31 protein-coding genes and 1 tRNA gene are annotated in these 25,884 nt (G+C 64.1%); 24 read left to right on the forward strand and 8 right to left on the reverse strand.

What is annotated here, in order from left to right; translation table 11 throughout:
* Positions 1-162 precede the first annotated feature (162 nt).
* On the forward strand, positions 163-825 hold the full coding sequence (locus tag FG486_RS06880; RefSeq protein WP_137775641.1) for a cell wall hydrolase: 663 nt from the start codon (positions 163-165) through the stop codon (positions 823-825).
* 194 nt (positions 826-1,019) lie between these two features.
* Here the strand turns inward: FG486_RS06880 and FG486_RS06885 are convergent, their stop codons facing one another.
* The 3 genes from FG486_RS06885 to FG486_RS06895 all read right to left on the reverse strand — a co-directional run bounded on the left by FG486_RS06885 (position 1,020) and on the right by FG486_RS06895 (position 3,255).
* Complete coding sequence (locus tag FG486_RS06885) at positions 1,020-1,409, reverse strand: UrcA family protein (RefSeq protein ID WP_137775642.1); 390 nt, start codon at positions 1,407-1,409, stop codon at positions 1,020-1,022.
* Between the two features lie 384 nt (positions 1,410-1,793).
* A complete protein-coding gene (thiS, locus tag FG486_RS06890) occupies positions 1,794-2,810 on the reverse strand; it encodes a sulfur carrier protein ThiS (RefSeq protein WP_181267027.1) in 1,017 nt (338 codons plus the stop codon).
* A gap of 67 nt (positions 2,811-2,877) precedes the next feature.
* The gene (locus FG486_RS06895; protein ID WP_137775644.1) at positions 2,878-3,255 is read right to left on the reverse strand and encodes a MerC domain-containing protein; all 378 of its coding nucleotides are present in this window, start codon (positions 3,253-3,255) and stop codon (positions 2,878-2,880) included.
* Positions 3,256-3,381: 126 nt separating this feature from the next.
* On the opposite strand from FG486_RS06895, the gene FG486_RS06900 reads away from it, so the two are divergent.
* The 10 genes from FG486_RS06900 (at position 3,382) to FG486_RS06945 (ending at position 9,665) form a co-directional block, all read left to right on the forward strand.
* A complete protein-coding gene (locus FG486_RS06900) occupies positions 3,382-4,449 on the forward strand; it encodes a COX15/CtaA family protein (RefSeq protein ID WP_181267028.1) in 1,068 nt (355 codons plus the stop codon).
* A gap of 11 nt (positions 4,450-4,460) precedes the next feature.
* Complete coding sequence (cutA, locus tag FG486_RS06905; RefSeq protein ID WP_241695648.1) at positions 4,461-4,796, forward strand: divalent-cation tolerance protein CutA; 336 nt, start codon at positions 4,461-4,463, stop codon at positions 4,794-4,796.
* 267 nt (positions 4,797-5,063) lie between these two features.
* Positions 5,064-5,543 carry a 50S ribosomal protein L13 gene (gene rplM / locus FG486_RS06910; protein ID WP_060977437.1) on the forward strand — a complete coding sequence of 160 codons (480 nt, stop codon included), beginning with the start codon at positions 5,064-5,066 and terminating at the stop codon, positions 5,541-5,543.
* Positions 5,543-6,049 (forward strand): 30S ribosomal protein S9, encoded by a 507-nt coding sequence (gene rpsI, locus FG486_RS06915; RefSeq protein ID WP_066043943.1) that lies wholly within the window; start codon positions 5,543-5,545, stop codon positions 6,047-6,049. Before rplM ends, rpsI begins: the two co-directional genes overlap by 1 nt.
* Positions 6,050-6,245: 196 nt before the next feature.
* Positions 6,246-6,321: transfer RNA gene (locus tag FG486_RS06920), tRNA-Trp, on the forward strand.
* A 192-nt stretch (positions 6,322-6,513) separates the two neighbouring features.
* Complete coding sequence (gene secE / locus FG486_RS06925) at positions 6,514-6,720, forward strand: preprotein translocase subunit SecE (protein ID WP_060977436.1); 207 nt, start codon at positions 6,514-6,516, stop codon at positions 6,718-6,720.
* A 31-nt stretch (positions 6,721-6,751) separates the two neighbouring features.
* Positions 6,752-7,288 (forward strand): transcription termination/antitermination protein NusG, encoded by a 537-nt coding sequence (nusG, locus tag FG486_RS06930; protein WP_023839461.1) that lies wholly within the window; start codon positions 6,752-6,754, stop codon positions 7,286-7,288.
* A 328-nt stretch (positions 7,289-7,616) separates the two neighbouring features.
* A complete protein-coding gene (gene rplK / locus FG486_RS06935) occupies positions 7,617-8,048 on the forward strand; it encodes a 50S ribosomal protein L11 (RefSeq protein WP_060977435.1) in 432 nt (143 codons plus the stop codon).
* Between the two features lie 4 nt (positions 8,049-8,052).
* Positions 8,053-8,751: a 50S ribosomal protein L1 gene (gene rplA, locus FG486_RS06940; RefSeq protein WP_060977434.1), complete on the forward strand. Its 699-nt coding sequence runs from the start codon at positions 8,053-8,055 to the stop codon at positions 8,749-8,751.
* A gap of 119 nt (positions 8,752-8,870) precedes the next feature.
* Positions 8,871-9,665, forward strand: coding sequence for a transglutaminase-like domain-containing protein (locus FG486_RS06945; RefSeq protein WP_181267029.1), 795 nt, complete (start codon positions 8,871-8,873; stop codon positions 9,663-9,665).
* 3 nt (positions 9,666-9,668) lie between these two features.
* Here the strand turns inward: FG486_RS06945 and FG486_RS06950 are convergent, their stop codons facing one another.
* A complete protein-coding gene (locus FG486_RS06950) occupies positions 9,669-10,319 on the reverse strand; it encodes an RBBP9/YdeN family alpha/beta hydrolase (RefSeq protein ID WP_181267030.1) in 651 nt (216 codons plus the stop codon).
* Between the two features lie 490 nt (positions 10,320-10,809).
* Here FG486_RS06950 and rplJ point away from each other — a divergent pair, with 490 nt between their 5' ends.
* From rplJ to tldD, 3 genes are all read left to right on the forward strand, one after another.
* The gene (gene rplJ / locus FG486_RS06955; protein ID WP_066278037.1) at positions 10,810-11,325 is read left to right on the forward strand and encodes a 50S ribosomal protein L10; all 516 of its coding nucleotides are present in this window, start codon (positions 10,810-10,812) and stop codon (positions 11,323-11,325) included.
* A 69-nt stretch (positions 11,326-11,394) separates the two neighbouring features.
* Positions 11,395-11,769 carry a 50S ribosomal protein L7/L12 gene (gene rplL / locus FG486_RS06960; RefSeq protein WP_060977432.1) on the forward strand — a complete coding sequence of 125 codons (375 nt, stop codon included), beginning with the start codon at positions 11,395-11,397 and terminating at the stop codon, positions 11,767-11,769.
* 211 nt (positions 11,770-11,980) lie between these two features.
* Positions 11,981-13,408: a metalloprotease TldD gene (gene tldD, locus FG486_RS06965; protein WP_181267031.1), complete on the forward strand. Its 1,428-nt coding sequence runs from the start codon at positions 11,981-11,983 to the stop codon at positions 13,406-13,408.
* Positions 13,409-13,500: 92 nt separating this feature from the next.
* Here the strand turns inward: tldD and FG486_RS06970 are convergent, their stop codons facing one another.
* From FG486_RS06970 to FG486_RS06980, 3 genes are all read right to left on the reverse strand, one after another.
* Positions 13,501-15,258 carry a hypothetical protein gene (locus tag FG486_RS06970; protein ID WP_181267032.1) on the reverse strand — a complete coding sequence of 586 codons (1,758 nt, stop codon included), beginning with the start codon at positions 15,256-15,258 and terminating at the stop codon, positions 13,501-13,503.
* 89 nt (positions 15,259-15,347) lie between these two features.
* Positions 15,348-15,758: a DUF2442 domain-containing protein gene (locus tag FG486_RS06975; protein ID WP_338401585.1), complete on the reverse strand. Its 411-nt coding sequence runs from the start codon at positions 15,756-15,758 to the stop codon at positions 15,348-15,350.
* A 1-nt stretch (position 15,759) separates the two neighbouring features.
* Positions 15,760-15,981: a DUF4160 domain-containing protein gene (locus FG486_RS06980; RefSeq protein WP_241695649.1), complete on the reverse strand. Its 222-nt coding sequence runs from the start codon at positions 15,979-15,981 to the stop codon at positions 15,760-15,762.
* 259 nt (positions 15,982-16,240) lie between these two features.
* Here FG486_RS06980 and acnA point away from each other — a divergent pair, with 259 nt between their 5' ends.
* The 10 genes from acnA to FG486_RS07030 all read left to right on the forward strand — a co-directional run bounded on the left by acnA (position 16,241) and on the right by FG486_RS07030 (position 25,070).
* Entirely contained in the window at positions 16,241-18,913 is a 2,673-nt protein-coding gene (gene acnA, locus FG486_RS06985) for an aconitate hydratase AcnA (RefSeq protein ID WP_181267035.1), read from the forward strand.
* The gene (locus FG486_RS06990) at positions 18,910-19,575 is read left to right on the forward strand and encodes a hypothetical protein (protein ID WP_181267036.1); all 666 of its coding nucleotides are present in this window, start codon (positions 18,910-18,912) and stop codon (positions 19,573-19,575) included. The genes acnA and FG486_RS06990 overlap by 4 nt, the downstream gene beginning before the upstream one ends.
* A gap of 40 nt (positions 19,576-19,615) precedes the next feature.
* Positions 19,616-20,260, forward strand: coding sequence for a carboxymuconolactone decarboxylase family protein (locus FG486_RS06995; RefSeq protein WP_181267037.1), 645 nt, complete (start codon positions 19,616-19,618; stop codon positions 20,258-20,260).
* A 1-nt stretch (position 20,261) separates the two neighbouring features.
* Positions 20,262-20,816, forward strand: coding sequence for a VOC family protein (locus FG486_RS07000; protein ID WP_181267038.1), 555 nt, complete (start codon positions 20,262-20,264; stop codon positions 20,814-20,816).
* A gap of 116 nt (positions 20,817-20,932) precedes the next feature.
* On the forward strand, positions 20,933-21,067 hold the full coding sequence (rpmH, locus tag FG486_RS07005; RefSeq protein ID WP_060977424.1) for a 50S ribosomal protein L34: 135 nt from the start codon (positions 20,933-20,935) through the stop codon (positions 21,065-21,067).
* 89 nt (positions 21,068-21,156) lie between these two features.
* Complete coding sequence (gene rnpA / locus FG486_RS07010; RefSeq protein ID WP_181267039.1) at positions 21,157-21,525, forward strand: ribonuclease P protein component; 369 nt, start codon at positions 21,157-21,159, stop codon at positions 21,523-21,525.
* A gap of 91 nt (positions 21,526-21,616) precedes the next feature.
* A complete protein-coding gene (gene yidD, locus FG486_RS07015; RefSeq protein ID WP_181267040.1) occupies positions 21,617-21,826 on the forward strand; it encodes a membrane protein insertion efficiency factor YidD in 210 nt (69 codons plus the stop codon).
* 44 nt (positions 21,827-21,870) lie between these two features.
* A complete protein-coding gene (yidC, locus tag FG486_RS07020) occupies positions 21,871-23,634 on the forward strand; it encodes a membrane protein insertase YidC (protein WP_181267041.1) in 1,764 nt (587 codons plus the stop codon).
* Complete coding sequence (gene yihA, locus FG486_RS07025) at positions 23,631-24,284, forward strand: ribosome biogenesis GTP-binding protein YihA/YsxC (protein ID WP_082730767.1); 654 nt, start codon at positions 23,631-23,633, stop codon at positions 24,282-24,284. Before yidC ends, yihA begins: the two co-directional genes overlap by 4 nt.
* Positions 24,285-24,416: 132 nt before the next feature.
* A complete protein-coding gene (locus tag FG486_RS07030) occupies positions 24,417-25,070 on the forward strand; it encodes a glutathione S-transferase family protein (RefSeq protein ID WP_181267042.1) in 654 nt (217 codons plus the stop codon).
* Positions 25,071-25,074: 4 nt separating this feature from the next.
* Here FG486_RS07030 and FG486_RS07035 read toward each other — a convergent pair whose 3' ends face one another.
* Positions 25,075-25,878, reverse strand: coding sequence for a Rossmann-fold NAD(P)-binding domain-containing protein (locus FG486_RS07035; RefSeq protein WP_181267043.1), 804 nt, complete (start codon positions 25,876-25,878; stop codon positions 25,075-25,077).
* Between the last annotated feature and the right edge of the window lie 6 nt (positions 25,879-25,884).

Genomic DNA, 25,884 nt, shown 5'->3' on the forward strand with positions numbered 1-25,884 from the left:
CCGATCAACGCGCAGGCGGCTCATATGGTTCCCCGGCTTTTCAAGGCCAGAGAAGAACAGGGCTAGCACGCAGACGGGGGGTTTCCCTTCCGGAACCGGCCGGGCTTTCATGCCTGATCCCAGTTCCGGCCGTGGTGATCCACCGCACAGTCAAAGTTTGTAATGAGTAAGATCCTCAAGGTCGCCAGCATGGCCGCCATGACAGTTTATTCGATTGTCACCTTCTCTCTCACCGACGCGTCAGCCGCCCTTGCATCGCCGCTGATTGCCGACATGATCCAGCCGGTTCCCGCCCAGACGAGCGAAACCACCGCCTCCAGCGCTGATGAAGCCGCTGTCGTAGCCGGTGCTGCCTCGGCCGAAACCGCTCCCCAGCAGATCGACACCCAGACCGCCCAGCCGCCGCTCAAGGCTGAAAGCCTGGCGCAGCTCGTGTCGATGTCCGACATGCCCGCCGAAATCGACGAGGAAACCCGTTGTCTCGCGGGTGCCGTCTATTTCGAATCCAAGGGCGAGACCCTCAACGGCCAGCTCGCCGTCGCCAAGGTGGTGATCGCGCGCCGCGATTCGGGCCGCTTCGCCAGCAGCCTGTGCGGCGTGGTCTATCAGCCCAGCCAGTTCTCGTTCGTTCGCGGCGGCCGCATGCCCGCCATTCCCACCGCCAGCCAGGACTGGAAGGAAGCCGTCGCCATCGCGCAGATCGCGATGAAGGACAGCTGGGACAGCCCGGTCGAAGGCGCGCTGTTCTTCCATGCGCGTCATGTCTCGCCGGGCTGGCGCATGCAGCGCCTCGCCGCGGTCGACAATCACGTCTTCTATCGCTGATCGCCTGGCCTCAGGGCCAGCCACGACAGCTTCAGAGCTAGTCCTTTGGGTCGCAAAGGACTGAGGCGGGCGCTCCTCTAGCGTCCGCCTCGACCTTTTTGCGCGTAGGGAAAGCGCATGAAGAAAGGACCGGCAGCTTGGGGGCTACCGGTCCAGTCGGGTTTCTACCAAGGGTGTGGTAAAGGCTTGGCGCGTCAGCTGCCGACGGCGATGCGTTCGCCGGGCTTGAAGGTCTCGCCGGCTTCGGCGCGGGCGATCAGCGTGACCATAGCGCGCTGGCCGCTCTCTTCGGTTTCGCGGACGCAATTCTTGTAATCGCTCACTTCACGCAGCGGGCCGCGCGGCAGGCTGCCGCAGACCTGGGTGGTGGCGGCACGCAGCCGGTGCTCGAGCGTCGCTGCGCCCTCGGGCGTGGTGAGGTCGAGATCGACGAACGGCACTTCGATGCTGCGAACGACGCGGTTGCCGCTGACCTGCTCGGTCACGACCGGCTTGGCCTGGACGGCGGCGGAAAACACGATGGCCGAAGCGGCAGCAGCGGCGAGTGTGCGGGTGGCAATGGGGGCAAGAGCACGGGCGAACATGGGGGGGTCCTTTCTGGGGCAAGCTCACTGAACGATGTGGCCGGTCCTGGGGTAAGGGTCCCTTCAGGACCGGCCTTGTTGTTGTTTGCCGCCGATGTCCGGCCTGGGGAGCTATGGAGCATCGGCGACATCATCTGGATAGGGCAGGGCGCGCCGACGCGCGCGCCGCGCTCGACAAGGGCGCAGCAGATGTCGCTCAACGACTACAGCTGTCGACGAACGACACAGCCGCATCGACCAATGTAACATATGCAAAGAAAGCGTCACCGAATCGGCAAGAAACGGTCATTCTTCCGCTACGGAAAGCTGGGGGCCGTCATCCAATACGGGATTTCGCGAGCGATTCCTCCGGATTCTCCGCGCGGGGTTCCACGTGGAACCCGGTCAGATCAGCCCGGCGAGAGGGCTGGAGGGATCGGCGTATTTGCGCGTGCCCATGCGGCCGGCAAGATAGGCCTCCCGGCCGGCTTCGACCGCCAGCTTCATCGCGCGCGCCATGCGGATCGGGTCCTTCGCTTCGGCGATCGCGGTGTTCATCAGCACGCCATCGCAGCCCAGTTCCATCGCGATCGCGGCATCGGACGCGGTGCCGACGCCAGCATCGACCAGGACGGGCACCTTGGCGTTCTCGACGATCAGCCGGATGGTGACCCGGTTCTGGATGCCCAGCCCCGATCCGATCGGCGCGCCGAGCGGCATGATCGCGACCGCGCCGGCATCTTCCAGCCGTTTCGCGCCAATGGGATCGTCAACGCAATAGACCATCGGCTTGAAGCCTTCCTTGGCCAGGATCTCGGTCGCGCGCAGCGTCTCGTGCATGTCGGGATAAAGCGTCTTCGCCTCGCCCAGAACCTCGAGCTTGACCAGATCCCAACCGCCTGCCTCGCGCGCCAGGCGCAGCGTTCGGATAGCCTCCTCGCCGGTGAAACAGCCGGCGGTGTTGGGCAGATAGGTGATCTTCTTCGGGTCGATAAAGTCGGTCAGCATCGGTGCGCCCGGATCCGACACGTTGACGCGGCGCACCGCGACGGTGACGATCTCGGCTCCTGACGCCTCAACCGCAGCGGCGTTCTGCGCGAAATCCTTGTACTTGCCGGTGCCGACGATGAGCCGCGAGCGGAAGGTGTGACCCGCGACGGTCCAGCTGTCATCGGCAACAGCCGCCTGATGATCGCCGCCGCCGACGAAATGCACGATCTCCAGCCGGTCGCCATCCTGCACGGTGACATCGCCGAGCGTCGAGCGCGGCACAATCTCCAGATTGCGCTCGACCGCGACCTTGGCGGCATCGAGCCCCAGCGTGCCGACGAGCGCGGCGATGCTCTGGCCGGCGGCAACGCGGCGCGGCTCGCCGTTGATATAGATGCTGATCTGGGCGGTTTCGGTGGAGGTGCTGGTCATAGGGCGCGACTCTTGGCGCGGATCAAGGGGCTAGGGCAAGCCCCAATATTGGCAATCGTGATTGCGTTCAGTGCTGACGCGCGGCGCGATAGTTCAGCAGATGTGCAATGCTGAGCAGCGCGACGCCGGTGAGCGTCAGCGCATATTCCCATGAACCGCCATGCGGCACGGTCATCGCGGCGAGCATCGCGGCAATGCCGGTCGAACCGATGGCGAGCGGTGTCCAGGCCCCGTGCAGCCGGACGCCATGGCCCAGCGCCAGCGCCGCCATGATCGCTGCCAGAGCAAAGCCGATCTCGTGCACCCAGGGAGAGAGGAAGATGCCGCCCATCGAGGCGAATCCCGCCACCAGCCACAGGCCTGCCGCGCAATGCACCATGCACAGCGCAGACAGCGCAATCGCGGCCGAATCGAGCTGGCCGGACCGGGTGATACGAGACAACATGGCCTGCACATAGGTGATATGATATCATTGCGCAATCCGGCTTTACCAACAATCTCGCCACGACGCGATGAGCCGTGCCGAAAAACCCCTTGCAAGCGGGGCATCGCCGTCCGAAATGCGTGCATCATGACCAGCCTGTCGCACCCCCGGATCGCCACGCCGCTGTCGCCCGACCGCAGCACGCCCAATGCCATCGCCATCTGGCTCTACGGTGTCGCCCTGCTGGTCTTCTGCATGGTGGTCGTGGGCGGGATCACCCGGCTGACCGAATCGGGCCTGTCGATCACCGAATGGAATGTGGTCACCGGTACCCTGCCGCCGCTGTCCGAGGCGGCCTGGGTCGCCGAGTTCGAGAAATACAAGCGCATCCCCGAATATATCGAGGTCAATGCCGGCATGTCGCTGGCCGAGTTCAAGACCATCTATTTCTGGGAATATGTCCACCGGCTGCTCGGGCGGCTCGTCGGAGTCGCCTTCGCCCTGCCCTTCGCCTGGTTCGCCGTCCGCCGCGCGATTCCGCAGGGCTATGGCTGGCGGCTGTTCGCGCTGTTCGCGCTGGGCGGTCTGCAGGGGGCGATCGGCTGGTGGATGGTCGCCTCCGGGCTGACCGAGCGTACCGATGTCAGCCATTTCCGGCTCGCGGTGCACCTGCTCAACGCGCTGTTCATCATGGCCGGGCTGATCTGGACCGCGCGCGACCTGCAGGTGCTCGCGCGCGATCCTGAAGCGCGGCCGGCGCGCATGACCGGGCTGGCGCTGGTGACGATCCTGGTCCTCTTCGTGCAGCTGCTGCTCGGCGCCTGGGTCGCCGGGCTCAACGCGGGCTATGCCGCCAAGAGCTGGCCGCTGATGAACGGCAGCTTCGTTCCCGTCGATATCGACTGGTCGCAGGGGATATTGCATGCGCTGACCCATGACCCGTTCCTGCTGCATTTCCTGCACCGCTGGTGGGCCTTTGTCGCGGTCGCTGCGCTGGTCGTGATGGCGCGTGCGGTGCGCAAGGCCGATCGGCCTGCCTCGGTCGCGATCCACAGCGCGTTCGGCGTGCAGGTGCTGCTCGGCATCGCCACGGTGATGAGCAGCGTCGATCTGCACCTGGCCGTGCTGCACCAGGCGGTGGGCGCGATCCTGGTCGGCACCGTCGCCTGGGGTGCGCACAGCCTGGGCCGTCAGGGTGCGACGCGCCCGGCATGATCGGCGATTCGATGATCGACTCCAGCGCGATCCGGCTGGTCTACTGCCCCTTTGCCGACAAGGAGGAGGCGCAGACGATCGCACGCACCGTGGTGCGCGAACAGCTTGCCGCCTGCGCCAATGTGCTGGGGACGGTCCAGTCGATCTATCACTGGAATGGTGAGCTGACCGAACAGGCCGAGGTGCCGGTGCTGTTCAAGACCGCGCTGCCCCAGTCCAAGGCGCTGGTCGCCCGGATCGTGCATCTGCACAGCTATGACGAGCCGGCAGTGCTGGTGCTGCCGGTCGAATATTGTCCGCCCAGCTTTCGCGCCTGGGTGCTTGGCCAGACCTTGGCGATCGATTGAGCCGCGCCGGGCGACGGCTCCTTCGGATGGTGCGAATCGAGGCTTTTCCCGGACTCCTCTGGGGTCGGAAAGCCGATGGTATCATGATACCCTACGCCAAAACCCCCAAAATGCTTGACGAATCGGGACCTGATCGTCATTAGCCGCGCTTCGTTCAGGCCTGCTGACCAGCGGCCTGTCGTGTCACGGAAATCTGTCAGCCGGTCGCACTTCACGATCCATCCGATCGAGAACCGCAGCGGAGGACGTTTTGGAAGGTTGAAGGCCATGAAGGCTTTGCTCAAGACCACCAAGTCGATCAAGCCGGCTGAGGTGGAAAAGAAATGGCATATTATCGATGCCGATGGACTGGTGGTCGGCCGCGTCGCGGTGATCATCGCCAACATCCTGCGCGGCAAGCACAAGCCGAGCTACACCCCGCATGTCGATTGCGGTGACCATGTCATCGTCATCAACGCCGGCAAGGTCCAGCTGACCGGCAACAAGCGCAGCGACAAGGTCTATTACAAGCACACCGGCTATATCGGTGGCATCAAGGAAGTGACCGCCGCCAAGGTGCTGGACGGCCGCTTCCCCGAGCGTGTGCTTGAAAAGGCGGTGGAGCGCATGGTTCCCCGTGGTCCGCTGGGTCGCCAGCAGATGCGCAACCTGCACCTCTTCACCGGAACCGAACATCCGCATGCCGGCCAGCAGCCCGAAGTGCTCGACGTGGCCTCGCTCAACCGCAAGAACAAGGTGGGTGCATAATGTCTGATACCGTGCAATCCCTGTCCGACATCAAGGACATCGCCGCCGACATCGAAACCACCGACGCGCCCGTCGCCAAGGTTTCGAACGCCCCGCTGCGCGAGCAGGAGCTCGACAAGCAGGGCCGCGCCTATGCCACCGGTCGCCGCAAGGACGCCGTGGCCCGCGTGTGGCTGAAGCCCGGCACCGGCAAGATCATCGTGAACAAGCGCGATCAGGCCGTGTATTTCGCCCGCCCGACGCTGCGTCTCGTGATCAACCAGGTGTTCGACATCACCGACCGCAAGGATCAGTATGACGTGATCTGCACCGTCAAGGGCGGCGGTCTTTCGGGCCAGGCTGGCGCGGTCAAGCACGGCATCAGCCAGGCGCTGACCAAGTACGAACCGGCGCTGCGCAGCACGGTCAAGCAGGCAGGCTTCCTGACCCGCGACAGCCGCACCGTCGAGCGCAAGAAGTACGGCAAGGCCAAGGCGCGCAAGAGCTTCCAGTTCTCGAAGCGCTGATGCGTCTGGTCGCCGGGGTCTTCGGACTCCGTGCGATGCCGCTATGAAAAACGGGGTGATCGCCCCCCTTGGATCGCGCTTTCAAGCGTCTCCATCGGGGCAGCGATCGCCCCGATTTTCATTTCAGGCCGCCCGATCGGTGCAGCAGCGCTTGCACAGTGCGGTTGCACCCGCTAAGGGCGTCGCCTGCCCGCGAAGGAGTGTAGCTCAGCTGGTAGAGCGTCGGTCTCCAAAACCGAATGCCGGGGGTTCGAGTCCCTCCACTCCTGCCAGCGGCGATCAGTGCCTCCCCCAAGCGGGGCATCCCCTTCCATTGAATCCCCTTGCTTCTGCGGATTTGCGCGGCTATGGGGCTGTCTTTCTCCGACAGGGTGCATATATCGCGTTTCAGCCGGGCAAGGCTGGCGGCGATGTGTCTGCCGAAGCGGATATGCCCGCCCATCGGAGCAAGGAAAGTGAAGGCCATGGCCAGCGAAGGAAAGAAGACCAGCCCCGGCGAGTTCGTGCGACAGGTGCGCACCGAAGCCTCGAAGGTCGTCTGGCCGAGCCGCCAGGAAACGGTGACCACCTCGATCATGGTGTTCATCCTGATGACCATCCTGGCGATCTTCTTCCTGACCGTCGATTCGATCTTCGGCGCCATCGTCAAGTGGCTGCTCACCCTGGCCTGATCGCCAGTCCGCTGTTTTGAAAGAGAGTTGAATGTCGCGCTGGTACATCATTCACGCTTATTCTGGCTTTGAGAACAAGGTCCGCGACGCGATTCTCGCCGATGCCGAGCGCATGGGCCTGTCGGCGCTGGTCGAGCAGGTCGAGGTGCCGACCGAGACCGTGACCGAAGTGCGCCGCGGCAAGAAGGTGCAGACCGAGCGCAAGTTCTTCCCCGGCTATGTGCTGGCCAAGCTCAAGATGACCGACGATGTCTATCACGTCGTCAAGAACACGCCCAAGGTCACCGGTTTTCTCGGCCCCAACGGCAAGCCCCAAGCGATCAGCGATGCCGAGGCCGCGCGCATCCTGAACACCAAGGAAGAAGCCGCCAACGCGCCGCGCGCCCGCATCGATGTCGATTACGAGATCGGCGATTCGGTCAAGGTGCTCGAAGGACCGTTCGCCAGCTTCAACGGCATCGTCGAGGAACTCGATTTCGACAAGGCCCGCGTCAAGGTCTCGGTCTCGATCTTCGGCCGCGCAACGCCGGTCGATCTCGATTTCGAGCATGTCGAGCTGGCGAAATAAGGGAGCATCGCAGGAAAAGTGGGAACCGGTTTTCCGGTTCGCGATGCGACCCACATGGAATTTTGCCCTCACCCCTTCAGGGGAGAGGGCAACGAGACTTGGCAGCTTGCTGCCTAGTCGCAGTGGGAGCGGGGCTCAGGCGTTCGATCCGGACGCATCCCCTCTCAACTCCGCGTAACCGGCAAGCCGGTAACGCTCCGTATCCTCTCCCCTGAAGGAGAGAGGATGCACCGTGCGGGAGATGCACCCTTCGGGTGGATCGCTTGACCGCTTAATTTGAGGGCGACGGGCACCTGCCTTTCGCCTGACAGAATGAAGGAGTGCCATCATGGCAAAGAAGATTGAAGGCTATATCAAGCTGCAGGTGGCCGCTGGTGCCGCCAACCCCTCGCCGCCGATCGGCCCTGCCCTGGGTCAGCGCGGCGTCAACATCATGGAATTCTGCAAGCAGTTCAACGCTGCCACGCAGGACATGGAAAAGGGCACCCCGCTGCCGACCGTCATCACCGTGTACGGCGACCGCAGCTTCACCTTCGTGACCAAGACGCCGCCGGCGAGCTACCTGATCAAGAAGGCAGCGAACCTCAAGAGCGGTTCCAAGCTTCCGGGCAAGGAAAGCGCGGGCACCATCAAGCGTTCGCAGCTCGCGGAAATCGCGCAGGTGAAGATGGCCGACCTCAATGCCAACGACATTGAAGCGGCAACGAAGATTATCGAAGGCTCGGCGACGTCGATGGGCCTTGAAGTGGTGGAGGGCTGAGATCATGGCAAAGGTGACCAAGAAGGCAAAGGCTCTCGCCGCCAAGCTCGACGCTGAAAAGCTGTATGGCGTCGATGAAGCCATCAAGACCATCAAGGAACTGGCGAGCGCCAAGTTCGACGAGACCATCGAAGTCGCGCTGAACCTGGGCGTCGACCCGCGTCATGCCGACCAGATGGTCCGCGGCGTCGTGTCGCTGCCCTCGGGCACCGGCAAGGACGTGCGCGTCGCCGTGTTCGCGCGCGGTGACAAGGCCGAAGCGGCTCTGGCTGCCGGGGCCGAGCGTGCGGGTGCCGAAGACCTGATGGAAGAAATCCAGAACGGCAAGATCGACTATGATCGCATCATCGCCACCCCCGACATGATGGGTGTGGTCGGCCGTCTCGGCAAGCTGCTGGGTCCCAAGGGCCTGATGCCGAACCCGAAGCTGGGCACCGTGACCCCGAACGTCGCCGAAGCCGTCAAGGCGGCCAAGGGCGGCCAGGTGGAATTCCGCGTCGAAAAGGCCGGCATCATCCATTCGGGCATCGGCAAGGCGAGCTTCTCGGATGAAGCGCTGCGCGCCAATTTCGACGCGTTCGTCGATGCGATCGTCAAGGCGAAGCCTTCGGGCTCCAAGGGCAAGTATCTGCGCAAGATCTCGGTCAGCTCGTCAATGGGCCCCGGCCTGAAGGTCGACGTGTCGGAAGTGCACGCAGGCTGATCGTCACAATCTGCTGCTAAGCCTTTCAGGGGCCGGAGGGGAACCTTCGGCCCCTTTTTGGTGTCTGGCTTCGACAGCCAACCCCCATCGCCTTCCCTCTCTGGCCGGAGCCGCACCCCATGACCCTCGATCTGCACGTCACGCTGACCTATGACATGGAGGTTCCCACCGACATCCTGCTCCAGGTAGAGGCGGCGGCCATCCCCGAACAGCGGATCGAATCGGCGCATATCCAGGCATCGCATTGCGACCATTTCGTACGGGTGGCCGCGCTCGACGGGATCGGCGACCGCATCTGGCTGCGCACCAGCGGACGGCTCAGCATCGATTATCGCGCGCGGATGACGGTGCTGCGCGATCTCGCCGATGTCGCCACGCTGCCGCAGATGCCGCTGCACCAGCTGCCCGGCGAGACGGTGCAATATCTGTTCGATTCGCATTATTGCCCGGCGACCAAGTTCCACAGCTTTGTCGATACCGAGTTTGGCGAGCTGTCGGGCGGCGCGCGGATCGCGGCGATGCAGGGCTGGATCGCCGAGCATTTCACCTATCAATCGGGCAGCTCGGACGCCACGACCACCGCGCTCGACAGCTTCGTCACGCGCCACGGGGTGTGCCGCGACTATGCGCACGTCATGATCGTGCTCGCGCGCGCGTGCTCGATCCCCGCGCGCTTCGCCAGCGTCTATGCGCCCGATGTCACCCCGCAGGATTTCCATGCGGTGGCCGAGGTCTTTCTCGCCAATCCGGACGGCGCGGGCGGCGCCTGGCATCTGGTCGACCCCACTGGCATGGCGACCGCCGCCGACATGGTGAAGATCGGCGTCGGTCGCGACGCGCTCGACGTGGCGTTTCTCACCGCCTTCGGCACCGTCGAGCTGGTCGAGCAGCAGGTCAGCGTGAAACGCGCCTGACCCTCACTCGGTCAGGTCGGGCCGCCAGTCGGCCGCCAGTCGGCGGAGCGGGGCAGGGGGATAGTGCCCGGCCTCGCCCGAAAGTTCCGCGACGTCGAGCAATCGCGCCAGCAGCCTCTGTCCGAACGGCCAGTCGCCTAGGTCCGAATCGGCGTTGATATGCCCAGCGCGGCCTGCATCGACATGGTCCGCGCCCCAGAAGCTGGCGAGGCGATAGGCGCGGTCGGGGCTGATATACGGGTCGTCGCGGCTGCTCACCAACAGGCTGGGGAAGGGGAGCACCCCGCGCGCCGAGGGGGCGAAGCTGTTGAGACGCGGATCGGCCGGCGCATTGTCGACTTCCGGAGGGGCGACGAGCAGCGCGCCTGCCACCTTGCCGCCCGCGTGCGGCCGCTCGAGCGCCGCCCACCATGCGACCGCATGGCAGCCCAGCGAATGCGCGACCAGCACGATCGGCCCTTCGGTCTGACGGATCGCGAGATTCAGCCGGTTGACCCAGGCGTTGCGGTTGGGGGTGTGCCAGTTGCCCATGTCGACGCGGTGGCAGTTCAGCCACTGGCGCTCCCACAGGCTCTGCCAATGCGCGGGGCCGCTATTGTCGAGTCCGGGGACGAGCAGGATCGTGGGGTCGGTATGCGGAGCGAATGCAGTCATGGGGCACCTTCCGTTTCGAGTCGGTCCGTCCGGGGAGCGGCGAACCATGGCATCAAAATAACTCAACTAAAATGATAGACAAGTGATCTGCGCCACATGGATGGCGGCTTGCGCCGGACCGAAAACCCGATGGCGCTTGACTCTGGGCCCCACACTGCTAATGGCCTGCGCGACCGGACGTGCCGCGAGGCGTGTCCGATCGCCGTCCGAGACAGTTGGTGCGGGGGATCTGCCCCGCTTAATTCCCAGCCTAGACGGGGACATGTTTTTCACTGTCGTGCGCTCGTCGCACCACAGACGCTGCCATTTTCGTCCCTCTGACGCACAGGCGCAGCAGGGGCTTCGGCTCGGCAAACACCCCCACGGACAGACGGAGCAGAGCGGCCAGGACCGGCAACGGCCCTTTTCGCGCTGCACAAGCAACCGGGCGCACCGGTGGATGGTCTTCGATCGTCCATAAGCCGATGCGCTCATGTGGAAGGAGAACGGCATGGATCGTGCTGAAAAAGAAGCCGCTGTTGCCTCGCTGAACGCAACCTTCGGTGAAGCCGGTGTGGTGGTGGTGACCCGTAATCTGGGTCTGACCGTTGCCAAGTCGACCGAGCTTCGCACGAAGATGCGCGCGGAAGGCGCCAGCTACAAAGTGACCAAGAACCGGCTGGCCAAGCTTGCCGCTCAGGGCACGCCTTATGCCTCGATCGCCGACCTGTTCACCGGCCCCGTCGCGCTTGCGACTTCGGGCGACCCGGTGGCAGCGGCCAAGGTCGCGGTCAATTTCGCCAAGGATAACGAGAAGCTCGAGATCGTTGGCGGCGCGATGGGCGATGTGGTCCTCGATGCCGAAGGTGTGAAGGCGCTTGCCTCGATGCCCTCGCTCGACGAACTGCGCGCCAAGATCATTGGTCTCGTCAATGCCCCGGCCACCAAGGTGGTTCAGGTCATTCAGGCTCCCGCCGGGCAGCTCGCCCGCGTGTTCGGCGCCTATGCGGCCAAGGAAGACGCATAAGTTTTTGTACCTCCGCCGCACGCCTGGACCGGCTGCGGCAAGCAACATGTTTAGAATTGGAGACTTAAAATGGCAGATATCGCAAACCTGGTCGAAGAACTCTCGAAGCTGACCGTTCTGGAAGCCGCTGAACTCTCGAAGGCCCTGGAAGAAGCATGGGGCGTTTCGGCCGCTGCTGCTGTGGCTGTTGCTGCTCCCGCCGCTGGCGGCGCTGCTCCGGCTGCTGAAGAGCAGACCGAATTCGACGTCATCCTGACCGGCGACGGCGGCAAGAAGATCCAGGTCATCAAGGAAGTCCGCGCGATCACCAACCTGGGCCTGACCGAAGCCAAGACCCTGGTCGAAAGCGCTCCCAAGGCGATCAAGGAAGGCGTCAGCAAGGCTGAAGCCGAAGACATCAAGGCGAAGATCGAAGCAGCCGGCGGTACCGTCGAGCTCAAGTAATCTTCTGCTCCCGCGCTTTCGGGCACGGGGATGAAGAAAAGGGCGGCCTGCCATGCGCAGGTCGCCCTTTTTCGTTTGGGCTGAGCGGGTTGTTTCACGTGAAGCCGCGTCATGCCGCCGCCCGTTCCTCGTCACCCGCCGCGCGCGCGGGAATGACGGGTTTGCGCGCCCACCCCTTCCCTAACGCCCCCCGAGCGCGCATATGTCTGCGATGACCCAGACAGACCCCCGCTCGTTCCTCTACCGCGCTGATGCGCTCGACCCCGATACCGCGCAGGCAATCACGCGCGATGCGCTGAAAGCCTGCGACGATGGCGAGCTCTACCTGCAATATTCGGCGAGCGAGAGCTTCGTCTTCGACGATGGCCGGCTGAAGACCGCCGACTATTCGACCGATTCGGGCTTCGGCCTGCGCGGCGTCTCGGGCGAGATGACCGGCTTTGCGCATGCCAATGATGTCAGCGCCGCAGGGATCCGCCGCGCTGCGGAAACCTTGAAGTTGCTCGACCCGGCCAAGGGCGAGGCCGCGCCGCCGCCGCGCAGGAACAACCGGCATTTGTACACCGATGGCAATCCGCTCGAATCGATCCCGTTCGAGGCGAAGATCGCGCTACTCGAGAAGATCGATGCCGCCGCGCGCGCGCGCGATCCGCGCGTCGCACAGGTCACCGCAAGCCTGGTCGGCAGCTGGTCGGTGGTCGAGGTGGTGCGCGCCGACGGCTTCGTCGCCACCGATGTGCGGCCGCTGGTCCGGCTCAACGTGTCGATCGTCGCGCAGAATGGCGACCGGCGCGAGGTCGGCAGTTTCGGCATGGGTGGCCGCTATCTCTATGACAGCATGTTCGAGGACGCGGTCTGGAACCGCGCGATCGACGAGGCACTCGCCCAGGCGCTGACCAATCTGGAAAGCGTCGCCGCGCCTGCGGGCGAGATGACCGTGCTGCTCGGCCCCGGCTGGCCCGGTATCATCCTGCACGAGGCGATCGGGCATGGCCTGGAGGGCGATTTCAACCGCAAGGGCACCAGCGCGTTCTCAGGCCGCATTGGCCAGCGCGTCGCCGCCGATGGCGTCACCGTGGTTGACGATGGCTCGATCATGGACCGGCGCGGTTCGCTCAGCATCGATGACGAGGGCACGCCAACGCAGGAAAATGTGCTGATCGAGAACGGCATATTGCGCGGATACATGCAGGACCGGCTCAACGCCCGGCTGATGGGCGTCGCCCCCACCGGCAACGGCCGCCGCCAGTCCTATGCCCATGCCCCGATGCCGCGCATGACCAACACCTTCATGCGCGCCGGCAATGACGACCCGGCGGAGCTGCTGAGCCGCGTCAAGAACGGCATCTACGCCAGGAGCTTCGGCGGCGGCCAGGTCGATATCGTTTCGGGCAAGTTCGTCTTCACCTGCACCGAGGCCTATCGCGTCGAGAACGGCAAGCTGGGCGCCCCGATCAAGGGCGCAACGCTGATCGGCGATGGCCCGACCGTGCTCACCAAGGTCACCGGCATCGGCAACGACTTCGCGCTCGACGAAGGCGTCGGCGTCTGCGGCAAGGCGGGGCAGGGCGTGCCCGCAGGCGTGGGACAGCCGACGCTGCTGGTCGGCGGGCTGACGGTGGGGGGGACTGGGGGATAAATCGAGGATTCCCAGCCTCAGTTACCGACCTCCGTCAACTGCCGACGGCTCATGGCTGACCGTGCCAAATCGTCGCGAAATTTGACGTGCCCTTATCGAGGGATCAGGAGATAGCTTCCGCCACTGAGGGAATGGCGTTGATTCATCCGGGTTCTGACCAGAACATAATCCGGGTTAGACCAATCAATTGCCCCGATCCTTTGCCCTTGAAAGGGAGCAAAATCGGGCTCGGTTACTCCAACGAATTGATACACGCCATCCGACGCAACAGCAAAGGCTCTGTCGCCCGTGCGCGCGGGGGCCAGCGCATGAAAGGCGACGCTCTCCCGATTGTCTTCATCGATTTTTCCTGCCCAACGCCAGTTGGGGTCGAGCGTATAGGGTTTGGCATAGATCATTGAAAGATCATTCCCGCAAACCTGCACGACGCCACCACGCGACATCATATGAACCAGGCCGATGGTCGCCAGCATGCAATTCGGTTTAGCGGGATCGGGGGCCAACCCGGTGACCGGATCACAATTAGGGTTCAGTTTGCCGCCGCACGGGGAGGCAGGATCGATATGGGAAGGGCTATCCACCGTGCCATCGCTAAGACGAATCCGGTGCAGTCCTCCGCCCCATTCGCCCGAATTGAAGCCCAACCACAGCATGCCATCCTGGACGTAAGACACCACCAAGGCTGGATGGGTCGACATCTGCCTGGCCAGTTCTACCGCACTTCCGGACACCGGCATGATGGCGCGATTACCGGCGACCAGAACCGGTTCCCTGCTGGAACAATCTAGGACCAGAGCCTCGTTGCCGCCGTTTCTGGTAAAGCTGCCAACTCTCTGCCATTCACCGCCATTGGGTCCGGCTTGGCTGGGCAATTGCCTCGTCCATAACATCACTGACTTGCCACGCTTGCCTTTCGTCGCAGCCCACAGGTTCTTTTCCATCAGACAAAAGCTGAGCACCGACCCCGGAACTTTGAAAGGCCTGCCAGTGCGGCTCTCTTCCGACCAGACCTGCATCGCGCCGCTGTCATCGAGAAGATAAAGGGCCTTGTCGTGATACACCCCCTTCACGATATCCCGCTGCTCTTGGTCAGTGTGTTCCGCTTGAACCTCAACCGATGGTCCAACGACATCAGAGAGCTCGGTTACATTGCCGGGAAGTGCGAACCGACTTCGATCGATAGTTTCGAAACTGACTTGCGTCAGGGACAGTTCACCAAAAAACGATAGGACGCCGCGTGAAGCAATCAGCGGGCGAAAGGCAGCGAGGTCAGACTCATGGCCGCTGGATTCCATCTGTGCAAACAGGTGATCGATAGCTCTGCCGAGCGGCTTGAGTTCGGGCGCATCGCTGACGACTACCGATTCTGCTGAGCCGTTGGCCAAGGAATATCGGGTCCCAGTATAGCCAGCGATCTGCACCTGTTCTTGTTTCACCACCTCCGGCTTGTGCAGCGAACGGGGGGATTTGTCAGAAGGAACAATCTCACCGCGGCTAACGCCTTGACGAAACATGTAGTCGGCCGCCTCGGCGGATATTGCGACTGGGCCACCGGGACCGGGCGAAACCTCATAATATTTACCGGCGCGGATCAGCGTGTATCCCGCTTCGAAATCGCCCCTGCTTTTTTCCGTTATTCGGATGGGCCCATCTGCCGCAACCTCGATCACGAACTGCCAACCTTGATCGCTTGCGAACACCGCCGTGACGTCGGCTACCGCTGGTTTTGAGCTCAAGCCGCAAAAAATAACCAGGGTGAGAAGGCCCAGATTCATCAAAGTTCTGCGCAGCACAGTCTGTCCTAATGGAACGTTTTGATCATCAATAACTGAAGCGAAGAAAAATGCCAATCCAAGCGGAACGGAGCATCATTTGTATATGTTCGAGCGACGCTTTGGTAGGCTCGGCGAGGCAATTGTGGGGGCACGGCACAAGCGCATCACCCCACCTTCCTCGGCCTGCCCCCCTTCTTCCCATTCACCCTCGAAGCCTCCGCCTTGGCCCTTGACGTCGCCTGCCCCGCCCGAGCTGCCATCCATCGTGCGGTGCCGAACACGCCGTTCATCAGGCCGGGCACGGTATAGTCGACGTCCAGCGTCTCCCAGTGCAGCCCGAAGCCCGCGCCCTGCACCTCGACCTCGGCGAGCTGCTCGGGCGTGGCGTCCTGCAGGAACTCGACCAGCGCGGGCGGGAAGGCGAAGGTTGCTCCGCTCGCCAGATCGACGATGATGCGGTCCGTTTCGGCGTCGTAGCGCGCCGCGACCGCGCGCGGTTCGGCGACCAGTTTCGCCTTGCCGCGCTCCTTGGCAGCGGGGGCTTGCGCATCGGACCAGTGGGTATCGGTGGTCACGTCATTCACTCCCGTGTATCTCTTGCCAGCGCTTGAGGAAGTCGGCGCGGTGGCGCTGGATAATGTCCATCGCGCGCCTGTGGTCATTGGTCTTCATGGCGATGCTATAGTCGATCACCGGCCGCCCTTCAGGGCCGAACAGGAAGACCTTCATCTCGCCACCCTGACCGATCACATGGACATGCGGCGGATCGTGATCATCGACATAGATCACGAACCGCATCCCGGCTTCTCGGTGGACGACGACCATGGACCGTAGCGATAACCCAACGAGCTGGGTTTTTCAATACGCCCAACCCCCTTCCCCCCCGCAGAACCTTGCGCTAAGGGCTTGGCCGACTTATCGGTTGATGCATCGGCCCGCCGGTTCCGCGCACAAAAAATGGTCGCGCGCGTCCCCATCCGGCCCGTCGGTGACGAACCGCCATAGGCGGGGCACCGCTCCGGTGCCTTGGGACATACATAACTGGAAGGGACACCTCATGACCGCTGTTGGACAGGACACGCTCGGCACCCGGGCGACGATGGAAGTGGGCGGACGCACCATCGCCTATTATTCGCTGGCCAAGGCGGCGGAAAAGCTGGGCGATATCTCGCGCCTGCCGTTCAGCATGAAGGTGCTGCTTGAGAACATGCTGCGCTTCGAGGATGGCGGCTTCACCGTCTCCACCGCTGACGCCCAGGCGATCGTCGACTGGCAGAAGAACCCCTCGTCCGACGCGGAAATCCAGTATCGCCCCGCGCGCGTGCTGCTGCAGGATTTCACCGGCGTGCCCTGCGTCGTCGATCTGGCGGCCATGCGCGATGCGATCGCCAAGCTCGGCGGCGATACCAGCAAGATCAATCCGCTGGTCCCCGTCCACCTCGTCATCGACCATTCGGTGATGGTCGACGAATTCGGCCACCCCAAGGCGTTCGAACAGAATGTCGAGATCGAATATTATCGCAACGGCGAGCGCTATGACTTCCTGAAATGGGGATCGAAGAGCCTCGACAATTTCAAGGCGGTCCCTCCCGGCACTGGCATCTGCCACCAGGTGAACCTGGAGAATATCGCGCAGGCGGTGTGGACCAGCACCGATGAGAGCGGCGCGCTCGTCGCCTATCCCGATACCTGTGTCGGCACCGACAGCCACACCACGATGATCAACGGCCTGGGCGTGCTCGGCTGGGGCGTCGGCGGGATCGAGGCGGAAGCCGCGATGCTCGGTCAGCCGGTCTCGATGCTGATCCCCGAAGTCGTCGGCTTCAAGCTGACCGGTCAGCTGCGTGAAGGCGTCACCGCGACCGACCTGGTGCTCACCTGCACCAACATGCTGCGCAAGCACGGCGTGGTCGGTCGCTTCGTCGAATATTACGGCCCGGGCCTCGCCTCGCTGAGCCTGGCCGACCGTGCGACGCTTGCCAATATGGCGCCCGAATATGGCGCGACCTGCGGTTTCTTCGGCATTGACGACAAGACCATCGATTACATGCGCCTCACCGGCCGCGACGAGGAGCTGCTCGCATTGGTCGAGGCCTATGCCAAGGAGCAGGGCTTCTGGATCGATCCGAACGCGGTCGACCCGGTGTTCACCAGCACGCTCGAGCTCGACATGTCGACCGTCGTTCCCTCGCTCGCCGGCCCCAAGCGCCCGCAGGACCGCGTCGACCTGACGGAAGTCGACGATGTCTTCGCCAAGGACATGGCCGAGACCTACAAGAAGGCCAACGAGCGCGTCGCGGTCGAGGGCAAGGATTTCGACATCGGCGATGGCGACGTGATGATCGCTGCGATCACCAGCTGCACCAACACCTCGAACCCCGGCGTCCTGGTGGCGGCGGGCCTCGTCGCCAAGAAGGCCGATGAGCTGGGCCTCAAGCCCAAGCCCTGGGTCAAGACCTCGCTCGCGCCCGGATCGCAGGTGGTAACCGACTATCTGGTCAAGGCCGGGCTACAGACGCATCTCGACAATGTCGGCTTCAACCTGGTCGGCTATGGCTGCACCACCTGTATCGGCAATTCGGGCCCGCTGGCCGAGCCGATCAGCAAGGCGATCAACGACAACGGCCTGGTCGCTGCCGCCGTCATCTCGGGCAACCGCAATTTCGAAGGCCGCGTCTCGCCCGACGTGCGCGCCAACTTCCTGGCCTCGCCGCCGCTGGTCGTGGCTTACGCGCTCAAGGGCACGGTGATCGAGGATTTCACCACCACCCCGATCGGCACCGGCAAGAACGGCCAGGACGTGTTCCTCAAGGACATCTGGCCGACCAATCTCGAAGTCGCCGACACCATGGCATCGTGCATGGACCGCTCGATGTTCCAGGCGCGCTATGCCAATGTCTACAAGGGCGACGAGCACTGGCAGGCGATCAATGTCGAGGGATCGGAAACCTATAGCTGGCGCGCCGGTTCGACCTATGTCGCCAACCCGCCGTATTTCGAGGGCATGAGCATGACGCCTGCGCCGGTGGGCGACATCATCGAGGCCAAGCCGCTCGCGATCCTGGGCGATTCGATCACCACCGACCACATCTCGCCTGCCGGTTCGATCAAGGCCGACAGCCCGGCGGGCAAGTGGCTGATGGAGCATCAGGTCGCCAAGGCCGATTTCAACAGCTATGGCGCGCGCCGCGGCCATCACGAGGTGATGATGCGCGGCACCTTCGCCAATATCCGCATCAAGAACGAGATGGTGCCGGGGATCGAAGGCGGCATGAGCCGCTATGGCCAGGAAGTGATGCCGATCTACGACGCTGCCATGCGCCACAAGGCTGATGGCACGCCGCTGGTGGTGATCGCAGGGAAAGAATATGGCACCGGATCGTCGCGCGACTGGGCGGCCAAGGGCACCAACCTGCTCGGCGTCAAGGCGGTGATCGTCGAAAGCTTCGAGCGCATCCACCGTTCCAACCTGGTCGGCATGGGCGTGCTGCCGCTGCAGTTCCAGAATGGCGATACGCGCGAGAGCCTGGGCCTGACCGGTGATGACAGCTTCACCATCAAGGGCATTGCCGATCTGAAGCCGCGCCAGCAGGTGACGGTCGAAGTGACGCGCGCCGATGGCAGCACCTTCACCTTTGACGCGCTGTGCCGCATCGATACCGCCAACGAGATCGAGTATTTCATGAACGGCGGGATCCTCCACTACGTGCTGCGCAAGCTCGCGGCATGATCCGGATCGTGTCCAAGGCCGTCGCTGCGCTCGCCAGCGCCGCGATGGCCCTTGGCGCGGCCCCGATGGCGGGCGCCCAGGCGCCCGCCCGTCAGGCGAGGCTGGCCACCGATCCGCAAGAGGCCGGTCTCACCTGTTTCTACGCGGCGGTGGTGACCGGCGGCGGCAAGACCGAGGCCCTGGCCGAGGCGAGCTGGTTCCTGTTCGACCTGACTCGTCAGCAGACAGAAGCGGCGCCCGAAACCTTTGCGGAAAAGCTCGAGGCGACGGCCAGCCTTCCCCCGCCCAATCTCGATACGCTCGCCGCCGATGCGCAGACCCTGCTGCCGCAATGCGCCAGCCGCTATCCACTGATCAGCTCGAAGCGCGTCGTCACCCTGCCCGCCGATCCGTTCACGCGCGAGATGCAGTGCTTTGCGCTGACCAGCTATCTCGCCGGCATGGCCGAAAGCGAGCTCGAGGACTCGGGCGAGAGCCCGTTCGGCAAGCGCGTCGGCGCGCTGGCGGACAGGCTCGCGGCGAAGCTGACCGAGGAGCGCGCCAAGGCCGCAGGCATTGCCGATGAAGCCGGGATGATCCGGCAATTCTCGCTGGCGCTGCGCGATATCAGCCCGCTCGGCAACCCGATGAAGGTGCTCGAAGCCTGCGAGGCGATGAAGTGACCGGCGCGGCTCGCTCTGCCCGCCAGCAGAGGAGCCGCTGATGCCGCGTCTGCGCCAGGTCCCGCGCGATTCTGCGGATGACTATGCTCGCAAGCTTTACACCGCGCTGTTCGGGGACCGCGATCCGGTCGAGCAGCCCGGTACCGCGACGGGCACGCCGGGCAACTGGTGGACCGTGTTCGCGCTGGTCCCCGATGCGTTCCGCCACACGACCGAGGGCTTCGGCTTCTACCGTTCCGACCGGCGCAAGCTCGATCCGGTGTTGCGCGAACTCGGCCAGACGCGCGCGGGCTATGCGGTGGGATCGCGCTTCGTCTATTCTCAGCACATGAAGGCGGCGCGCTTTGCCGGGCTCAGCGAGGAGCAGGTCCAGGCGATCGCGCACTGGCAGGTCGCCGATTGCTTCACGCCCGTGCAGCGCGCGGTGCTCGCCTATGCCGACGCGCTGGTGCTCCAGCATGGCCGCGTCCCCGACGGCGTGTTCGCCGCGTTGAAGGCCGAGCTTTCCGACGAGGAGATTCTCGAACTGACCTATGTCACCGCGACCTATATGATGCATGCCGTGATGAGCCGCGCGCTGCGGCTGGAATATGACGATGTCGATGATCCCGTGACCGAGGTGCCCGCGCCCGAAGGCGCGACAGCCGATGTCATGGGCATGGTCGACCGGCGGAAACGGGACTGACATGAGCTATCACCACCTCGCCATGGCCGCGCGCGACATGACCGCGATCCACGATTTCTACGAACGGATCACCGGGTTCGAGCTGGTCAAGGTCGAGATCGCGCCGATGATGGGCGGCGGCTGGGGCAAGCATTTCTTCTACCGGATGGACGGCGACGACAGCAGCTTCATCGCCTTCTGGGAACTGAACGAGGTGCCGGGGGCCGAGGCGCACGAGTTCAACCTCAACAAGGCCGCGCACATGCCGCCGGGCACCAACCATTTCGCCTTTGCGGTGCACAGCGCCGAAGAGCTCGACGCGCGGCGCGACCAGTGGAATGCGGCCGGACTCGACGTGCTCGAGATCGATCACAACTGGTGCCGGTCGATCTATACCCGCGACCCCAATGGCAATATGGTCGAATTCTGCCTGACGACCGGTACATTCACCGAGGCGGACCGGGCAAGAGCGCTCGCCGCGCTGGACGAGCGGACGATGAACCCCTCGCCGCCGCCCGCATCGATGCGGCAATGGCTGGCAAGGGATCGCGCGCAGGCGGAAACCCGAAGCGCCTGAATGCGCCGCGCGCGCTTGACTTTCCACAGCCCGCCCCTTATGCGCCCAGCTTTCGCGGGGACGGCCCGGCCGGTTTCCGCAGCGAATCATTCAAACCCGTATTTCAGGAGTGCCGCATGAAGCGCACATTTCAGCCCAGCAATCTCGTGCGCGCGCGTCGCCATGGTTTCCGTTCGCGCATGGCGACCCCGGGTGGCCGCGCCGTGCTGCGTGCACGCCGTGCCCGTGGCCGCAAGCGCCTGAGCGCCTGATCGGGCCGCCGCCCGTGATTGCGGGCGCGCACGACAGCACCGAAACTGACAGCACGGGCGCTCCGGAGCCTTCCGGGGCGCCCGTTGTCATGCGGCAGCGGTCCGATTTCCTGGCCGCCAATGGGGGCTTGCGCGTCGGTACCCCGGGCTTCGTGCTGCTGGTCAAGCCGCGCGCGGACCAGCGCGCGCAGGTGCGGATCGGCTATACCGTCACCAAGAAGACCGGCAATGCCGTGGTGCGCAATCGCATAAAGAGGCGCTTTCGCGAACTCGCGCGCGCGCTGCTGCCCGAACACGGGATTGCCGGTGCAGACCATGTGCTGATCGGGCGGACCGAGGCGCTGACCCGCGATTTTGCAGCGATGAAGGCCGATCTTGAGCGAGCTCTCGCCCGGGTGCGCGAAGGCAAGGCGAGCTCCGACCGCCGTCCGCCGCGTGCCAAGCCGCGCAGGCGCTGATGCATCGCCGGTCGTCTGCCCTTGCATGTCCGTCTAACGCCGCTGGCATGTCCGGCATGTTTCGGGTGAGGGCAGGGGACATGGAGCATAAATGCGCCAGATCCTGATCATCATCGCCCGCGCCTGGCAGCTCGGCCCCTCGCGGGTGCTGCCGCCCAGCTGCCGTTACAGCCCGAGTTGCTCGCAATATGCCATCGAGGCGCTGACGAAATACGGTGCGATTAAGGGTGGCTGGCTGGCGATGAAGCGGCTATTGCGCTGTCACCCATGGGGCGGGCACGGCCATGATCCAGTGCCCTGACAGATATGCGCCCCCTTATGAATTGCCGGAAGAAGGTTTGAAGCGTGGAGAATCAGCGTAACGTTATCCTGGCCATCGGCTTGATGGCTCTGGTTCTGTTCGGATGGCCCTATGCGCTGGAAGTCTTCTATCCGGCGCGCCCCGCGACCATCGAGGATGCGGTCGAAGCGCCGCGTCCCGGCCTCAAGAACAGCAATGCCGTGCCCGATACCGGCACCGCGCCCAAGGTGATCCGCGAGCGCAAGGCGGTGATCGCCGGTAGCGCGCGCATCCCCATCGACGCGCCGCGCGTCGCCGGATCGATCAACCTCACCGGTGCGCGGCTCGATGACCTGGTGCTCAAGGACTATCGCGAGAAGCTCGACAAGAATTCGGACCGGGTCCACCTGTTCTCGCCGGCGGGGACCGAGGATCAGTATTTCGCGCAGTTCGGCTGGATCGGCGAGGGAGTCACCGTCCCCACCAGCCAGACCGTATGGACCGCCAATGGCACCAAGCTGACGCAGAAGACGCCGGTGACGCTGAGCTGGACGAATCCTGCGGGCCAGCGCTTCGAGATCGCCTACGCCATCGATGCCAACTACCTCATCACCGTCACCCAGCGCTTCGTCAATTCGGGCACGACGCCCGCGATCGTGCGCCCGCTCGGGCTGATCAACCGCACCAGCGCCAATGCCGATCCCAGCACCTGGACGGTGCGCAACGGGCCGCTCGGCGTGTTCGACGATGTCGCCGATTTCGACGTGCATTATGACGATCTCGACGAGAACCCGAAAAAGCTGGTCGAATATAACGGCAATATCGATTGGCTCGGCTTTACCGACCACTACTGGCTCTCTGCGCTGATCCCCGCGCCCGACACCAAGGGCAAGATGGCGGGCAATTTCCGCGCGCTGGGTGGCAAGCTGTACCAGTCCGAGCTGCTGTTCGACACTACGGTCGTCGCGCCGGGCAAGCAGATCCAGACGAAATCGATGCTGTTTGCCGGGGCCAAGGAAACCGAGCTGCTCGACGATTATGTCGATGCCAAGGGGATCAAGCTGCTCGACCGCGCGGTCGACTGGGGCTGGTTCATCTGGTTCGAGAAGCCGATCTTCAAGCTGCTCAACTGGCTGTTCGAGCAGGTCGGCAATTTCGGCGTCGCGATCATCCTGCTGACGATCATCATCCGCGGGCTGATGTTCCCGATCGCGCAGAAGCAGTTCGCCTCGATGGCGGCGATGCGCGCGGTGCAGCCCAAGATGAAGGCGCTGCAGGAGCGCTACAAGGACGACAAGCAGAAGCTTCAGACGGAAATGATGGAGCTTTACCGCAAGGAAAAGGTCAACCCGCTCGCCGGATGTCTGCCCATGTTCCTGCAGATCCCGGTCTTCTTCGCGCTGTACAAGGTGCTGCTGCTCGCGATCGAGATGCGCCACCAGCCCTTCGCTTTGTGGATCAAGGACCTGTCCGCACCCGACCCGCTGACCCCGGTCAACCTGTTCGGCCTGCTGCCGTTCGATCCGCCCAGCATGATCGCGATCGGCGTGCTGCCGATCATCCTGGGCGTCACCATGTGGCTGCAGTTCAAGCTCAATCCCGCGCCGATGGACCCGGTCCAGCAGCAGGTCTTCTCGATCATGCCCTGGGTGCTGATGTTCGTGATGGCGCCGTTTGCCGCGGGCCTGCAGCTCTACTGGGCGATGTCGAACGTGCTCACCATCGCGCAGCAGAAATGGCTCTACAGCCGTCATCCGCAACTGAAGGAACTGGCGGCCAAGGAAGCGGCAGAGAAGGCGGCCAAGGCCGACGGCAAGGGCAAGGCGTGACCGACGAAGCCCAGCCCATCATCCACCCGCTGCTGCAGGAAGCGAACCGGCTGTTTTCCGGCTCGGTGACCTTCCTCAAGTCCGCGCCCTCGCTCGAATTCCTGCCGCCACCGACCGTGCCTGAAATCGCCTTTGCGGGCCGGTCGAATGTCGGCAAGTCCTCGCTGCTCAATGCCCTGGTGGGCAGGCGGGCGATCGCGCGCACCTCGGTGACGCCGGGGCGCACGCAGGAATTGAACTTCTTCGATATCGGCGACCCGCCGCGCTTTCGCGTGGTCGACATGCCCGGCTATGGCTTTGCCAAGGCCCCCAAGGATGTCGTCAAGAAGTGGCGCTTCCTGATCAACGACTATCTGCGCGGCCGCGCGGCGCTCAAGCGCACGCTGGTGCTGATCGACAGCCGCCATGGGGTAAAGCCGGTCGATCTCGATGTGATGAAGATGCTCGACGAGGCGGCGGTCAGCTATCGCCTCGTGCTGACCAAGGCGGACAAGATCAAGGCGAGCGAGCTCGAGCGCATCGCCGACCTGACTCGCGCCGAAGCGCGCAAGCATCCAGCCGCTTTTCCCGATGTGATCATCACCTCGTCCGAAAAGCGGATGGGCATTGACGACCTGCGCGGCTTTGTGATGGACAGCATCAGCGAGTGAATCGGCCCGGCGCAGCCGGAACGCATTCTCCTTCTTTGCTTCGCGCCTTCGCGTCTTCGCGTGAATTATTCGGGTTCACGCGAAGACGCGAAGACACGAAGCGTGTGGAACAGCCGATCGATTGGGGCAGATATGAAGCTGTACATTGGCAACAAGAACTATTCGAGCTGGTCGCTGCGCGGCTGGCTGGCGTGCAAGCAATCGGGGCTGCCGTTCGAGGAAGTGGTTGTGCCGCTGTACGACGAGGCCTGGCCCGAGCGGCGGCAGGCGCCCGAATTCCAGCCCTCCGCCGGCAAGGTGCCGGTGCTGTGGGATGGCGAGGCGGTGGTGTGGGATTCGCTCGCCATCATCGACTGGCTGGCCGATCGCACCCATCGCGACCGCTTCTGGCCCAAGGACCCCGTCGCCGCTGCGCTTGCCCGCTCTATGGCGGCAGAAATGCACGCCGGCTTCCTGCCGCTGCGGCGCGAATGCGGCATGAACCTGCGCCAGCGCTATGACGATTTCGAGGTCAGCCCCGAAGTGCACCAGGACGTGATGCGCATCCTCTCGCTCTGGGCCGAGGCGCGCGCGCGGTTCGGGCGCGGCGGGCCGTTCCTGTTCGGCAGCTTCAGCGCGGCGGACATCATGTTCGCGCCGGTCATCACCCGCTTTCAGACCTATGCCATCACGCTGCCCGGCTTTGCCCAGGCCTATAGCGAGGCGATCCTGGGGCACGAATGGATGGTCGACTGGGCGGAGGCCGCGAAGGCCGAACCCTGGGTGATCGAGCGGTTCGAGCGCTAAAGGCTCAGCCGCCACCGCGAAGGATCGCGGCCAGCCCCGCCTCGTAATCGGGATAGGCGAGCTGCCAGCCGAGCAGCCGCTTTGCCTTGCCATTGGCGACGCGCCGGTTCTCCGCATAGAAGCCCAGGGCCATTGGCGACAGGTTCGCCTCCTCGAGCGATTGCAGCGCCGGCAGCGGCGCGCCCAGCAACCGGCACGCCGCCTCGATCACCCGGTTCTGCGAGCAGGGCAGGTCGTCGCCCAGATTGTACACGCCCGCAGGCCCATCGAACGAGGCGATCACGCCGCCCGCGATATCCTCGACATGCACCCGGCTGAACACCTGACCCGGCATCGCGATGCGCTTCGCTGAGCCATCGCGCACCCGGTCGAGCGCGCTGCGGCCGGGGCCATAGATGCCGGGCAGGCGGAGCACGCGGACGCGCGTATCGAGCGCCTGCCACACCAGGTCCGCCTCGGTGCGCGCATTGCGCCTGCCGGTGCCGACGACGGACGTTTCATCCACCCACGCCCCGCCTGCATCGCCATAGACGCCGGTCGAGGACAGGTAACCGATCCACTGGGCGGGCGCGGCCCGCACGATGTCGCCATAATGCGTGAGCACCGGATCGAGCCCGGTCGCGCGGTCGGGCGGGACACTGGAGAGCACGTGCGTCGCCTCGGCCAGCGCAGCGTGGACCGAGGCGGAATCGGCGAAATCCATATCGCCCCCGCGCCCCGTCCCGCGCACTTGCCAACCTTGCGCTCGCAGCCTCGCCGCGAGGTGCGAGGCCGAATAGCCCATGCCGAAGATGAAGAGATGGCTCATGCGCGC

Origin of the sequence: Blastomonas ursincola (genome assembly GCF_013607875.1) — a bacterium.
Classification (GTDB): Bacteria; Pseudomonadota; Alphaproteobacteria; order Sphingomonadales; family Sphingomonadaceae; genus Blastomonas; species Blastomonas ursincola.

Excerpts from the sequence above, each read along its gene's own strand:
- FG486_RS06880 (WP_137775641.1), top strand. The coding sequence starts at position 163 with ATGAGTAAGATCCTCAAGGTCGCCAGCATGGCCGCCATGACAGTTTAT.
- FG486_RS06885 (WP_137775642.1), bottom strand. The coding sequence starts at position 1,409 with ATGTTCGCCCGTGCTCTTGCCCCCATTGCCACCCGCACACTCGCCGCT.
- thiS (WP_181267027.1), bottom strand. The coding sequence starts at position 2,810 with ATGACCAGCACCTCCACCGAAACCGCCCAGATCAGCATCTATATCAAC.
- FG486_RS06895 (WP_137775644.1), bottom strand. The coding sequence starts at position 3,255 with ATGTTGTCTCGTATCACCCGGTCCGGCCAGCTCGATTCGGCCGCGATT.
- FG486_RS06900 (WP_181267028.1), top strand. The coding sequence starts at position 3,382 with ATGACCAGCCTGTCGCACCCCCGGATCGCCACGCCGCTGTCGCCCGAC.
- cutA (WP_241695648.1), top strand. The coding sequence starts at position 4,461 with ATGATCGACTCCAGCGCGATCCGGCTGGTCTACTGCCCCTTTGCCGAC.
- rplM (WP_060977437.1), top strand. The coding sequence starts at position 5,064 with ATGAAGGCTTTGCTCAAGACCACCAAGTCGATCAAGCCGGCTGAGGTG.
- rpsI (WP_066043943.1), top strand. The coding sequence starts at position 5,543 with ATGTCTGATACCGTGCAATCCCTGTCCGACATCAAGGACATCGCCGCC.
- secE (WP_060977436.1), top strand. The coding sequence starts at position 6,514 with ATGGCCAGCGAAGGAAAGAAGACCAGCCCCGGCGAGTTCGTGCGACAG.
- nusG (WP_023839461.1), top strand. The coding sequence starts at position 6,752 with ATGTCGCGCTGGTACATCATTCACGCTTATTCTGGCTTTGAGAACAAG.
- rplK (WP_060977435.1), top strand. The coding sequence starts at position 7,617 with ATGGCAAAGAAGATTGAAGGCTATATCAAGCTGCAGGTGGCCGCTGGT.
- rplA (WP_060977434.1), top strand. The coding sequence starts at position 8,053 with ATGGCAAAGGTGACCAAGAAGGCAAAGGCTCTCGCCGCCAAGCTCGAC.
- FG486_RS06945 (WP_181267029.1), top strand. The coding sequence starts at position 8,871 with ATGACCCTCGATCTGCACGTCACGCTGACCTATGACATGGAGGTTCCC.
- FG486_RS06950 (WP_181267030.1), bottom strand. The coding sequence starts at position 10,319 with ATGACTGCATTCGCTCCGCATACCGACCCCACGATCCTGCTCGTCCCC.
- rplJ (WP_066278037.1), top strand. The coding sequence starts at position 10,810 with ATGGATCGTGCTGAAAAAGAAGCCGCTGTTGCCTCGCTGAACGCAACC.
- rplL (WP_060977432.1), top strand. The coding sequence starts at position 11,395 with ATGGCAGATATCGCAAACCTGGTCGAAGAACTCTCGAAGCTGACCGTT.
- tldD (WP_181267031.1), top strand. The coding sequence starts at position 11,981 with ATGACCCAGACAGACCCCCGCTCGTTCCTCTACCGCGCTGATGCGCTC.
- FG486_RS06980 (WP_241695649.1), bottom strand. The coding sequence starts at position 15,981 with ATGCGGTTCGTGATCTATGTCGATGATCACGATCCGCCGCATGTCCAT.
- acnA (WP_181267035.1), top strand. The coding sequence starts at position 16,241 with ATGACCGCTGTTGGACAGGACACGCTCGGCACCCGGGCGACGATGGAA.
- FG486_RS06990 (WP_181267036.1), top strand. The coding sequence starts at position 18,910 with ATGATCCGGATCGTGTCCAAGGCCGTCGCTGCGCTCGCCAGCGCCGCG.
- FG486_RS06995 (WP_181267037.1), top strand. The coding sequence starts at position 19,616 with ATGCCGCGTCTGCGCCAGGTCCCGCGCGATTCTGCGGATGACTATGCT.
- FG486_RS07000 (WP_181267038.1), top strand. The coding sequence starts at position 20,262 with ATGAGCTATCACCACCTCGCCATGGCCGCGCGCGACATGACCGCGATC.
- rpmH (WP_060977424.1), top strand. The coding sequence starts at position 20,933 with ATGAAGCGCACATTTCAGCCCAGCAATCTCGTGCGCGCGCGTCGCCAT.
- rnpA (WP_181267039.1), top strand. The coding sequence starts at position 21,157 with ATGCGGCAGCGGTCCGATTTCCTGGCCGCCAATGGGGGCTTGCGCGTC.
- yidD (WP_181267040.1), top strand. The coding sequence starts at position 21,617 with ATGCGCCAGATCCTGATCATCATCGCCCGCGCCTGGCAGCTCGGCCCC.
- FG486_RS07030 (WP_181267042.1), top strand. The coding sequence starts at position 24,417 with ATGAAGCTGTACATTGGCAACAAGAACTATTCGAGCTGGTCGCTGCGC.
- FG486_RS07035 (WP_181267043.1), bottom strand. The coding sequence starts at position 25,878 with ATGAGCCATCTCTTCATCTTCGGCATGGGCTATTCGGCCTCGCACCTC.